The 11,867-nt window shown below is 56.3% G+C and carries 11 protein-coding genes and 1 tRNA gene; 8 read left to right on the top strand and 4 right to left on the bottom strand.

Going from position 1 to position 11,867, the window contains the following annotated elements:
- Positions 1 to 184: 184 nt before the first annotated feature.
- From ACW9HW_RS08335 to ACW9HW_RS08325, 3 genes are all read right to left on the bottom strand, one after another.
- Entirely contained in the window at positions 185 to 1,981 is a 1,797-nt protein-coding gene (locus tag ACW9HW_RS08335; RefSeq protein ID WP_457399382.1) for an NACHT domain-containing protein, read from the bottom strand.
- A gap of 295 nt (positions 1,982 to 2,276) precedes the next feature.
- Positions 2,277 to 2,606, bottom strand: a complete 330-nt coding sequence (locus tag ACW9HW_RS08330; protein WP_457399380.1) for a hypothetical protein — start codon at positions 2,604 to 2,606, stop codon at positions 2,277 to 2,279.
- A 151-nt stretch (positions 2,607 to 2,757) separates the two neighbouring features.
- Positions 2,758 to 2,842: transfer RNA gene (locus ACW9HW_RS08325), tRNA-Leu, on the bottom strand.
- 107 nt (positions 2,843 to 2,949) lie between these two features.
- Between ACW9HW_RS08325 and queA the strand changes: the two genes are divergently transcribed.
- The 6 genes from queA (at position 2,950) to ACW9HW_RS08295 (ending at position 9,053) form a co-directional block, all read left to right on the top strand.
- A complete protein-coding gene (gene queA, locus ACW9HW_RS08320; RefSeq protein ID WP_457399378.1) occupies positions 2,950 to 4,014 on the top strand; it encodes a tRNA preQ1(34) S-adenosylmethionine ribosyltransferase-isomerase QueA in 1,065 nt (354 codons plus the stop codon).
- A 14-nt stretch (positions 4,015 to 4,028) separates the two neighbouring features.
- Positions 4,029 to 5,144: a tRNA guanosine(34) transglycosylase Tgt gene (tgt, locus tag ACW9HW_RS08315; protein WP_457399427.1), complete on the top strand. Its 1,116-nt coding sequence runs from the start codon at positions 4,029 to 4,031 to the stop codon at positions 5,142 to 5,144.
- 43 nt (positions 5,145 to 5,187) lie between these two features.
- Complete coding sequence (gene yajC, locus ACW9HW_RS08310; RefSeq protein ID WP_016773317.1) at positions 5,188 to 5,526, top strand: preprotein translocase subunit YajC; 339 nt, start codon at positions 5,188 to 5,190, stop codon at positions 5,524 to 5,526.
- Positions 5,527 to 5,589: 63 nt separating this feature from the next.
- Positions 5,590 to 7,458, top strand: coding sequence for a protein translocase subunit SecD (secD, locus tag ACW9HW_RS08305; protein WP_457399376.1), 1,869 nt, complete (start codon positions 5,590 to 5,592; stop codon positions 7,456 to 7,458).
- A gap of 9 nt (positions 7,459 to 7,467) precedes the next feature.
- Positions 7,468 to 8,382, top strand: a complete 915-nt coding sequence (secF, locus tag ACW9HW_RS08300) for a protein translocase subunit SecF (protein WP_095193782.1) — start codon at positions 7,468 to 7,470, stop codon at positions 8,380 to 8,382.
- Positions 8,383 to 8,501: 119 nt separating this feature from the next.
- Entirely contained in the window at positions 8,502 to 9,053 is a 552-nt protein-coding gene (locus ACW9HW_RS08295; RefSeq protein WP_020795595.1) for a glycine zipper 2TM domain-containing protein, read from the top strand.
- Between the two features lie 254 nt (positions 9,054 to 9,307).
- Here ACW9HW_RS08295 and suhB read toward each other — a convergent pair whose 3' ends face one another.
- Positions 9,308 to 10,126, bottom strand: a complete 819-nt coding sequence (suhB, locus tag ACW9HW_RS08290) for a type III secretion system regulator SuhB (protein ID WP_007941397.1) — start codon at positions 10,124 to 10,126, stop codon at positions 9,308 to 9,310.
- A gap of 145 nt (positions 10,127 to 10,271) precedes the next feature.
- Here suhB and trmJ point away from each other — a divergent pair, with 145 nt between their 5' ends.
- Both trmJ and cysE read left to right on the top strand, forming a co-directional pair.
- Positions 10,272 to 11,042 carry a tRNA (cytosine(32)/uridine(32)-2'-O)-methyltransferase TrmJ gene (trmJ, locus tag ACW9HW_RS08285; protein ID WP_457399373.1) on the top strand — a complete coding sequence of 257 codons (771 nt, stop codon included), beginning with the start codon at positions 10,272 to 10,274 and terminating at the stop codon, positions 11,040 to 11,042.
- A 2-nt stretch (positions 11,043 to 11,044) separates the two neighbouring features.
- Positions 11,045 to 11,821, top strand: a complete 777-nt coding sequence (gene cysE, locus ACW9HW_RS08280) for a serine O-acetyltransferase (protein ID WP_095193780.1) — start codon at positions 11,045 to 11,047, stop codon at positions 11,819 to 11,821.
- Positions 11,822 to 11,867: the final 46 nt, after the last annotated feature.

Raw genomic sequence — 11,867 nt, 5'->3', positions numbered from 1 at the left:
CTGATGTCTTTTCAGCAGGCTGCCAACGTCCCGTCCTGATTAAGGTTTCAGCCCGTTGCGCGCCCTTAGCTTTAAGGATTGCCGGGCTCAAAATACACCGCGTCAGGTTCTAGCTAGGTAAAACGAGTGGCATACCCGCAAGTCTAACCAACCTCACTTAAATGTTGCATTAGTTCAAGGAGTCTCAATGCAAGCCAAGGATGTCCGTAAATGATTCCAGCTTGATTTTCTCCTCTGTCAAGTATCGTTTTGTCTGTTCTAAGTTTCGAGTAGCCTCTATTAGGTAGTTACTGATTGTTTTCCGGACTTTATCTGTATCGAATACGTTGATAGCTGCCCATAAACTAATATTGCCAAAGCCAGGGTTGTCAAGCGACTCTGTTATTGCAATGGCTTTATCGACTTCCTCTTTGCTATGTGCATCGTCGACCATTTCAAGAAAACAGTCGGCGAGTGTATCTACTAAGTCGCCATAAAAATCCGCGCTTGTGTAGGTTAGAGGTCCAGCCTCTGTGGAGCTATATGCGTGAACCTTTATAGAGAAACCAGGCATAAAATCATCTAGGTAATCATATAGCTCCGCGTCAGGTGCGAATTCTGAAATCTCTTTTAGTTCAGAGATTAGATCTGGGATAAACTCTATGATGTAATCGCGCGCGTATCTAAGTGGGTCAATTGATTTCAAAAACTCAAGTACATGACCCCACTGAGCGCTTCTATCAAATGCATTACTGTAAAAATTTTTGGCTTGTGCGTCCGGAAGACTTTTAACGAATGCGGCGGCGTGATAATCCAATATGCTTTTGTGTAGGTAGGTGACAGTGTCGAAGCCTTCCTCGACCATCAAGCACGCAACGTCGACTATGTCTTTCCGGAAGTTTGTCAATTCACATTTGTGATCTTTTAGATAGGTTAAAGCAAACTGAAAAGCTGACTCGAAAGCTGCGGAGCTGAGAGAACGACCGCCTTGCTGGTGCACAACCATAAAGCAAAAAGCATCAAAAAGCTGTTTGAGTTTTTGTTCAGAAAGGCCGCTATGATGTTGTCGATTAAATCCGGCTTTAAAACGGTCGTGTTTACTGAAGACGGTTCCAAATAGTTTTTCAAAAAACTCGGAAAGAGTAACCGGTATTTGCTTCTCAGTTTGATAAACGATTACAACAAGCGTTAGCATTAGTGGAGTGCAAATAATACCTTTAATATTTGCTGGTGACCCGTTTAGCGCAGTTACTACATCGACTCGCCTAGTTAAAGAAATTACTAGTTTGGAAATGAAACTGTCGTAATCTTGGGGGTTGATCTGAATAAGCTTGAGGACTTGAAAGCCAGCGACATTTTGGACGTGGCTTCGAGGTCTGCTTGAAACGATAATTTTTAAACCAGAATGTCTAAACTGTAAATGTTCAATCTCTATAATGGTTTCGCTAATAATCTCGCTAGGTATTTCGTCAAAACCATCGAGTAGTAAAACTATTCGGCCGGTAGTTGCAAGATGTTCAAAGGTCTCAGGGGCGGGGGGTAGGGAAAGAGTGTTAAGAGCGGCGAGTATGGCGCTTTCCAGATTTCTTTTTGAAGATAATGTTCTAAGTTCAATCAGTAAAGGGATAAAGCATATAGGGTTTGAGGTTATTAGCGAAAGGGCAAGGTGCCGCATAAACATAGACTTCCCTTGGCCTACTATTCCTTCAATAACGATGTTGCCTTCAGGGAGATCATTTATGTTGTCAACTGTTACGGGTCTTCCACTGATGGATAGTTTTGAGGGGTAATAAAATTTCCTCAAAGAGACTTCGTTTTCAGGAGACCAGACAGTTTTTACTTTGTCAATACGAGTAAGGGCTACGGCAGCACGTTTGATACCCTGATCTGTAGACCATATTTTCATGCCTTCCTTTGCCTTACCCTTTGCCCCTTCATATAGATCTTGTATTAGAGGCTTTAGTAAAGGAAACAACGATAGCGAAGAGTAAATTGCAACCACTTTAGTATCCTGTCTGAAGGCCAAGTTAGACGAAGGATAGAGGAATAATTGACGAGCGTCGACAAAGGCAAGCGCTGTGAGCGAGGCGACAGAAATCTTTAACTTTTTATTGACAAAATCATTGGATTGATAATGCCGCTCGCGGCGACTGGAAGAGAGTTATTAATACTTGATTACAGCCTGCGTATTTTAGCTGCGGTACTAAATAGCTGAATCGTAAAAGGAGGCTAGGCTCATTATTAGATAGCGACCGATGTCGTCGGGCATTCGAGCTTTTTTAGGTCGCCCCTTTCATTCATTGAATATCTTTCAAGTATTCCTTGAGCGCGTTCAGCGGGGCATCCAGCAGCTCCATGGTTCGGTTACTGGCAAACTCAGCCGCCAATTTCTGCAGCTCCCGCCCTAACGGCTTATCCGCGCCCCCAATTGCCTCCAGCGCCAACCCCACACACTCACCCACCTTCACCTGAATCCCCTCAACATCCCCCCGACGCACCAGTAACTCAAACACATCCCGCTGGTAGTCACCCATGACCAGGTCATCTCGCAAAATCGGACTCTGACCTTCCGACTCGTAAGCCAGCTTGAGGGAGAAGAGGGCGACGGTTTCCAGTTGCGATTCCATGGGTGAAGTCCTTGATGAGTGTCTTACTGACCGAGGGGGTGAGAAATCAAAAAGCATCGCTGGCAAGCCAGCTCCCACAGGTCGGTGGGGTGTCGGGTGCTTTTCTGCAGGCGAAAAAAAAGGCCTTGCTAAGCAAGACCTTTCTTAATTTTGGTGCCCCGAGGGAGACTCGAACTCCCACTCCTTTCGAAAACGGATTTTGAATCCGCCGCGTCTACCAATTCCGCCATCAGGGCTCAATGGCGGCGAAGTATAGAGAGGTGATAACCGTCGGTCAATCAGGTACATGGAGAATTTTTGATATTTCCGCTAGACTTCCCGGCCCTGCTAGACGAACCCCATCATGCGCGTTGCTGACTTTACTTTCGAGCTCCCTGATTCGCTGATCGCCCGCCATCCGTTGGCCGAGCGGCGCAATAGTCGCCTGTTGACCCTGGATGGGGTCAGCGGCGCCCTGGCACACCGTCAATTCACTGATTTGCTGGAGCATTTGCGCCCGGGCGATTTGATGGTGTTCAACAATACCCGGGTGATTCCGGCGCGGCTGTTTGGCCAGAAGGCTTCCGGCGGCAAGCTGGAAATCCTGGTGGAGCGGGTGCTGGACAGTCATCGCGTGCTGGCCCATGTGCGTTCCAGCAAGTCGCCCAAGCCGGGGTCGAAGATCCTGATCGATGGCGGTGGCGAGGCCGAGATGCTGGCGCGTCACGATGCGTTGTTCGAGCTGGGGTTTGCCGAAGAGGTGTTGCCGCTGCTCGACCGCGTCGGGCACATGCCGTTGCCTCCTTATATAGACCGCCCGGATGAGGGCGCGGACCGCGAGCGTTACCAGACCGTCTACGCCGAGCGTTTGGGCGCGGTGGCGGCGCCGACGGCGGGGCTGCATTTCGATCAGGTGCTGATGGAGGCCATCGCGGCCAAGGGCGTCGAGACGGCGTTCGTGACCTTGCACGTCGGTGCGGGCACCTTCCAGCCGGTGCGGGTGGAGAAGATTGAAGACCACCACATGCACAGCGAGTGGCTGGAAGTCGGTCAGGACGTGGTGGACGCGGTTGCCGCCTGTCGCGCGCGTGGCGGTCGGGTGGTGGCGGTGGGGACCACCAGCGTGCGTTCCCTGGAAAGTGCCGCCCGCGATGGTGTGCTCAAGCCGTTCAGTGGCGATACCGACATTTTCATCTACCCGGGCCGGCCGTTTCATGTGGTCGATGCCCTGGTCACCAACTTCCATTTGCCCGAATCCACGCTGTTGATGCTGGTTTCGGCGTTTGCCGGTTATCCGGAAACCATGGCCGCCTATAAAGCCGCGGTCGACAACGGATACCGCTTTTTCAGCTACGGTGATGCGATGTTCATCACCCGTAACCCCGCGCCTGCCGGTCCTAAAGAGCCAGGCCCAGAGGAAACAGTATGAGTCGCGAATGTCGCATGTCGTTTGAGCTGCTTGCCACCGATGGCAAGGCTCGTCGTGGTCGCCTGACCTTCCCCCGTGGCACCGTCGAGACCCCGGCCTTCATGCCGGTCGGTACCTACGGCACGGTCAAGGGCATGCTGCCACGGGATATCGAGGCGATTGGCGCTGAAATTATCCTGGGCAACACCTTTCACCTGTGGCTGCGCCCGGGCATGGAAGTGATCAAGAAGCACGGCGACCTGCACGATTTCATGCAGTGGAAAGGCCCGATCCTGACCGACTCCGGTGGTTTCCAGGTGTTCAGCCTGGGCGCCATGCGCAAGATCAAGGAGGAGGGCGTGACCTTCGCCTCGCCTGTCGACGGCGCCAAGGTGTTCATGGGCCCGGAAGAGTCGATGCAGGTCCAGCGTGACCTGGGTTCCGACATCGTGATGATTTTCGACGAATGCACGCCGTACCCGGCCGACGAAGACGTCGCCCGCGTGTCCATGGAGTTGTCGTTGCGTTGGGCCAAGCGCTCGAAGAACGCCCATGCCGACAACACGGCGGCGCTGTTCGGCATCGTTCAGGGCGGCATGCACCAGGATCTGCGCATGCGCTCCCTGGAAGGCCTCGACAAGATCGGCTTCGATGGCTTGGCGATCGGCGGTCTGTCGGTAGGCGAGCCCAAGCATGAGATGATCAAGGTGCTGGATTATCTGCCGGGCCAGATGCCGGCTGACAAACCTCGTTACCTTATGGGTGTTGGCAAGCCGGAAGATCTGGTTGAGGGTGTGCGCCGCGGTGTGGACATGTTCGATTGCGTGATGCCAACCCGTAATGCCCGCAATGGGCATCTGTTCATTGATACTGGCGTGATCAAGATCCGTAACGCGTTCCATCGCCATGATGATTCGCCGCTGGATCCGACCTGCGATTGCTATACCTGCCAGAACTTCTCCCGCGCTTATCTGCATCACCTGGACAAGTGCGGCGAAATGCTGGGAAGCATGCTCAATACCATCCATAACTTGCGTCATTATCAAGTGCTTATGGCTGGTTTGCGCGAGGCTATTCAACAGGGTACATTGGCCGCCTTTGTCGATGCCTTCTACGCCAAACGCGGGCTACCCGTTCCGCCTTTGGACTGAGTTTCCTGACCCCAAGATTCAACATTTGCAACTGGAGTGCTAAATGAGCTTTTTTATCTCTAATGCCATGGCTGACGCTGCTGCACCGGCAGCTGCATCCCCAATGGGCGGCGGCTTTGAGTGGATTTTCCTGGTCGGCTTTCTGGTCATCTTCTACCTGATGATCTGGCGTCCACAGGCCAAGCGCGCCAAAGAGCAGAAGAACCTGCTGAGCAGCCTGCAGAAAGGCGATGAAGTCGTGACCACCGGCGGCATCGCCGGCAAGATCACCAAAGTGGCCGACGATTTCGTCGTTCTGGAAGTTTCCGACACCGTCGAAATGAAATTCCAGAAAGGCGCCATCGCCGCCACCCTGCCAAAAGGCACGCTGAAAGCGATCTAAGTTTCAACTTCTACTCAATCGACGGGGCGCGCAAGGCGCCCCGCGTCATAAGCGGGCGGCGTGATGCTGAACAAATACCCTCTGTGGAAATACATTCTGATCCTGGCGGTGCTGGCGATCGGTCTGATTTATTCCGCTCCCAATCTTTATCCTGACGACCCGGCCATTCAGGTCAGCGGTGCAAGCACTGCGCTGCAGGTCAATCAGGCTGATCTGGACCGTGTGAGCGCAGCTCTCAAGGAAGCCGGGATCAACGTCAAGGCTGCCACCCTGGCTGCCGGCGGCAAGGGCGGTCTGATTCGCCTGGTCAAGGCTGAAGACCAGTTGCCTGCCAAGGACGTCGTGCGCAAGGCGCTGGGTGATGACTACGTCGTCGCGCTGAACCTGGCACAAACCACCCCGCAATGGCTGCGCAGCCTGGCCGCGCACCCGATGAAGCTGGGTCTGGACTTGTCCGGTGGTGTGCACTTCCTGCTCGAAGTGGACATGGACAAAGCCCTGGATGCACGCCTGAAAGTCTACGAAGGCGACGTCAAGAGCCTGTTGCGTAAAGAGAAACTGCGCTATCGCAGCCTGCCGCAACTGGGCGGTGCCATTCAGCTGGGCTTCTCCGATGAAGCGACCCGCGAACAGGCCCGTACCATCATCCGCAAGAACTTCAACGATTTCGACATTGTTCCGGCCGACCTCAATGGCCAACCGGTACTGCGTCTGGCGATGACCCCGGCGAAGCTGGCGGAAATCCGCGAATACTCCATCAAGCAGAACTTGACCACGGTACGTAACCGCGTCAACGAGCTGGGTGTTGCCGAACCTATCGTCCAGCGTCAGGGCGCCAACCGTATCGTGGTTGAGCTGCCGGGCGTACAGGACACTGCAGAAGCCAAGCGTATCCTCGGCAAGACGGCCAACCTCGAGTTCCGTCTGGCGGCCGAGCCGGGTGCTTCGAAAGCCACTTCCGAAACTTTCGAATTCCGTGAGGGCAACCGTCCTCCGGCGCAGATCGAGCGTGGCCTGATCATCACTGGCGACCAGGTGACTGACGCCAAGGCCGGTTTCGGCGAGCACGGTTCGCCGGAAGTAAACATTCGTCTGGACGGCCACGGCGGCGAGCTGATGAGCCGTGCGACCCGCACCAACGTCGGTCGCAGCATGGCAGTGATCTTCATCGAGCAGCGCCCGGTCACCACTTACACCAAGCAAGTGGTCAACGGCGTCGAAAAAGAAGTGCCGGTTCAGTCGTTCAAAGAAGAGAAGAAGATCATCAGCCTGGCGACCATTCAGTCGCCGCTGGGTGCGCAATTCCGCATTACCGGCCTGACCGGCCAGGGCGAATCGTCCGAACTGGCGCTGCTGTTGCGTGCCGGTGGTCTGGCGGCGCCGATGTACTTCGCTGAAGAGCGCACCATTGGTCCAAGCCTGGGTGCCGACAACATCGTCAAGGGTGTTGATGCGTCGCTGTGGGGCATGCTGTTCGTCTCGCTGTTCATCATCGCCATCTATCGCTTCTTCGGCATCATCGCCACGGTTGCGCTGGGTGTGAACATGGTGCTGCTGCTGGCACTGATGTCGCTGCTGGGCGCCACGCTGACCCTGCCGGGTATCGCCGGTATCGTGTTGACCATGGGTATGGCGGTCGACGCCAACGTACTGATCTTCTCGCGGATTCGTGAAGAGATTGCGGCGGGCATGAGCGTACAGCGGGCAATCAACGAAGGTTTCGGTCGCGCATTCACCGCGATTCTCGACGCCAACCTGACCACCTTGCTGGTGGGCGGGATCCTGTTTGCCATGGGTACAGGTCCGGTCAAGGGCTTCGCCGTGACCATGTCCCTCGGGGTTCTGACCTCGATGTTCACGGCCATCATGGTCACCCGCGCGATGGTCAACCTGATCTTCGGCGGACGTGACTTCAAGAAGTTGTGGATTTAAGGGGCTGCCATGTTACGTACAATCAACTTCATGGGCGTTCGCAACGTTGCGTTCGGCGTCACATTGTTCCTTACCGTGCTGGCCTTGTTCAGCGTCGCCACCAAGGGCATGAACTGGGGCCTGGACTTCACCGGCGGTACGCTCATCGAGCTGACCTATGAGCGTCCGGCCGATGTGACCAAGGTGCGTGAGCAGCTTGTTTCCTCGGGCTACCACGAGGCCGTGGTGCAGAACTTCGGCGCCACCACCGATTTGCTGGTGCGCATGCCGGGTGAAGATCCGCAACTGGGTCACCAGGTGGCGGAAGCGCTGCAGAAGGTCGGCGGCGACAACCCGGCGACGGTCAAGCGCGTCGAGTTCGTCGGCCCGCAGGTGGGTGAAGAGCTGCGCGACCAGGGCGGCCTCGGCATGCTGATGGCGCTGGGCGGCATCCTGATCTACCTGGCGTTCCGCTTTCAGTGGAAATTCGCCGTTGGTGCGATCGTGTCCCTGATCCACGACGTGATCGTGACCATCGGTATCCTGTCGTTCTTCCAGATCACCTTCGACCTGACGGTGCTGGCGGCGGTACTGGCGATCATCGGTTACTCGCTCAACGACACCATCGTGGTATTCGACCGGGTTCGTGAGAACTTCCGCGTCCTGCGCAAGGCCAGCCTGATCGAGAACATCAATATCTCGACCACCCAGACCCTGCTGCGGACCATTGCCACTTCGGTTTCCACCTTGCTGGCGATCGCGGCACTGCTGTTCTTTGGTGGCGACAACCTGTACGGCTTCTCCCTGGCGCTGCTGGTGGGTGTTCTGGCGGGTACTTACTCGTCGATCTACATCGCCAACGTGGTGCTGATCTGGCTGAACCTGAGCTCCGAAGATCTGATTCCGACGGTGAATACCGAGAAGGAAGTCGACGACCGTCCTTGAAGGAGGCTTCCTCCAGCGATGTAGTCCTAAAAGGCGCGAGTTGAACTCGCGCCTTTTTTTATGCTCCAAGGCAGGGAGAAGCGCGGGTTTATCCCGCATTGGATGGTCAGGAGGTTCATGTGAACAAGTCGATGCTGGTTGGTGCTGTACTGGGTGCTGTCGGTGTGACTGCCGGGGGTGCTGTGGCCACCTACAGCCTGGTTAAAGATAACGGCCCTGAGTATGCGCAAGTACTCGCCGTTGAGCCGGTCAAGACGCAAATCAAGACTCCACGTGAAGTGTGCAAGGATGTAGCTGTTACCCGGCAAGCGCCGGTGAAAGATCAACACCAGATCGCCGGTACCGTGGTAGGTGCGCTGGCGGGTGGTTTGCTGGGTAATCAGATCGGCGGCGGCACCGGCAAGAAAATTGCCACGGTGGCGGGCGCGGTCGGTGGCGGTTACGCCGGCAACAAGGTTCAGGAGGGCATGCAAGAGCGTGACACCTACACCACGACGCAAACCCGTTGTAATACGGTGAATGACATCAGTGACAAGGTCGTGGGTTACGACGTGCGCTACTCGCTGGACGGTAAAGAGGGGAAAGTGCGAATGGATCGCGATCCTGGTAACCAGATTCCAGTGGATAAAGAGGGCAAGTTGATCTTGTCGGAGAATCAGCAGGCTCATTGATCTGCTGAAATCAAAGATTCAAAAAGAAGCACCCTGCGGGGTGCTTTTTTGTGCCCGGGATTTATGCACAACCGTTAATGCCCCTGTGGGAGCGAGCCTGCTCGCGAAGGCGGTGTATCAGTCGCCATCATTGCTGGATGTGAGGCCGCTTTCGCGAGCGGGCTCGCTCCCACAGGGGATCAGTGGTGTTATCGGGGGTGGATTCCAGGCATAAAAAAAGCACCCCGAAGGGTGCTTTTCTGTTGCTTGGGCGCTTAGCGCTTCAGCGAGGCCGGCAGGTGCGGCTGGATCGCCGTCAGGACTGCCTTGAAGCATTTGGTGTTACCGGCAACGACGTGGCCTTTTTCGAGGAAGTCGTGACCACCGGTGAAGTCGCTCACCAGGCCGCCTGCTTCCTGAATCAGCAGGGCGCCTGCGGCCATGTCCCACTCGGACAGTCCCGACTCCCAGAAGGCGTCGAAACGGCCGGCAGCCACGTAGGCCAGGTCCAGGCTCGCGGAGCCAGCGCGGCGGATACCGGCGGTCTGGCCAACCAGAGCGCGGAACATGCCCAGGTAGTTGTCGAGGTTGTCCATCTGGTCGTCACGGAACGGGAAGCCGGTACCCAGCAGGGCGCCGTCCAGGCTGGTGCGGCCGCTGACGCGCAGGCGACGACCGTTCAGTTGAGCGCCGCGACCACGGCTGGCGGTGAATTCTTCCTGGCGAACCGGGTCCAGAACAACGGCGTGTTCCAGGCGACCGCGGTATTTGCAGGCGATGCTGACAGCGAAGTGAGGAATGCCGCGCAGGAAGTTGGTGGTGCCGTCCAGTGGGTCGATGATCCACAGGTATTCTTCGCCTTCGATCCCGGTACCGGCGTGCAGGCCGGTCTCTTCACCCATGATCGAATGATTCGGGTAGGCCTTGCGCAGCGCGTCGATGATTTTCTGTTCGGCGGCGCGGTCCACCTCGGATACGTAATCCTTGGCGTCTTTTTCGTCGACCTTGATGGTATCCAGGCGCTCGATGGAGCGGAAGATCAATTCACTGGCGCTGCGGGCGGCGCGCAGCGCGATATTCAGCATGGGCTGCATGGATGTGTCACCTAAGGTTGTTAAAGAAAGCCGGGCATTCTATCAGAAAGTTTCTACAGGTGAAGGACGACGTTCGCTTTCATGGCTTAACGGTAGTGAGCGCTGTAAGATTCTGCTCCCGATAATGTGTTCGAGAGCGCCTCCCTTGCTGCAAAACATTCGTGTCGTCCTGGTCAATACCAGCCATCCGGGCAATATCGGCGGGACTGCGCGCGCCATGAAAAACATGGGGCTGTCGCGGCTGGTGCTGGTCGATCCACGCTTGTTCCCGCATCACGAGGCCGATGCCCGTGCCTCCGGTGCCGGAGACATCCTTGAAAAAGCGCAAGTCGTCGCCACCTTGGAAGATGCCTTGGTCGGCTGCAATCTGGTGCTCGGCACCAGCGCCCGTGACCGCCGGATTCCCTGGCCGCTGCTCGATCCCCGTGAATGCGGTGCGAAAGTGGTGGAGGAAGCCGGGCAGGGCGCCGAGATCGCCCTGGTGTTCGGTCGTGAAGATTCCGGCCTGACCAATGAAGAGCTGCAGCGATGTCATTATCACGTGCACATCCCATCCGACCCTGAGTTCAGCTCGCTGAACCTTGGGGCGGCGGTGCAGGTGTTGAGTTATGAAGTGCGCATGTCCTGGCTGGCGGCCGAAGGTCAGCCGAGCAAGGTCGAGAAGGAAGAAGTGGCATCGGTCAAAAGCGCTGAGCTGGCGACCATGGACGAGCTGGAACGATTCTATGAGCACCTGGAACAGACCCTGGTGGCCATTGAGTTTCTCGATCCGGAAAAGCCACGGCACTTGATGGCGCGCCTGCGCCGGTTGTACGGACGCAGCTCGGTCAGCCGGGCGGAAATGAATATATTGCGTGGCATCCTCACGGAAACCCAAAAAGCGGCCCGTGGCGAGCTTCTGAAGCGGAAGGATTAATGATGTTCGAGCGTTTGCGTGAAGATATCCAGAGTGTTTTCCATCGTGATCCGGCAGCGCGTAATGCTTTCGAAGTCCTGACCTGCTACCCGGGCATGCATGCCATCTGGATCCATCGGCTGTCATCGATGTTGTGGCGTGCCGACCTGAAATGGCTGGCACGGCTGGTGTCGAACTTCGGTCGCTGGCTGACCGGGATCGAGATCCATCCGGGTGCCAAGGTCGGTCGGCGTTTCTTTATTGACCACGGCATGGGCATTGTCATCGGTGAAACCGCCGAGATCGGCAACGACGTGACCCTGTATCAGGGCGTAACCCTGGGCGGCACCAGCTGGAACAAGGGCAAGCGTCACCCGACCCTTGAGGACGGCGTGGTGGTCGGCGCAGGCGCCAAGGTGCTCGGCCCGTTCACGGTCGGTGCCGGGGCCAAGGTCGGCTCCAATGCGGTGGTTACCAAGGCTGTTCCGGCGGGTGCGACCGTTGTCGGGATTCCGGGGCGGATTATCGTCAAGTCCGATGAAGAGCAGGACGCCAAGCGCAAGGCCATGGCCGAGAAGATCGGTTTTGATGCCTATGGTGTCAGCGAAGACATGCCGGACCCGGTGGCGCGCGCCATCAATCAACTGCTTGATCACCTGCAGGCCGTGGATGGTCGTCTGGAGGGGATGTGCGGGGCGTTGAAGGATCTGGGCAGTAATTACTGTGCCAAGGATCTGCCTGAGCTGCGCGAAGAAGACTTCGCCTGTGTGAAGGACAAGGACCAGAGTCAGGCCGGTTAAGCCGTGTTGACTGCTTCGCGAGCAGGCTCGCTCCCACAGGGATTCG

Source organism: Pseudomonas sp. SDO5532_S415 (genome assembly GCF_054071155.1).
Note: the sequence above shows the minus strand (reverse complement) of the source record. Positions and strands in the feature narration are given on the sequence as shown.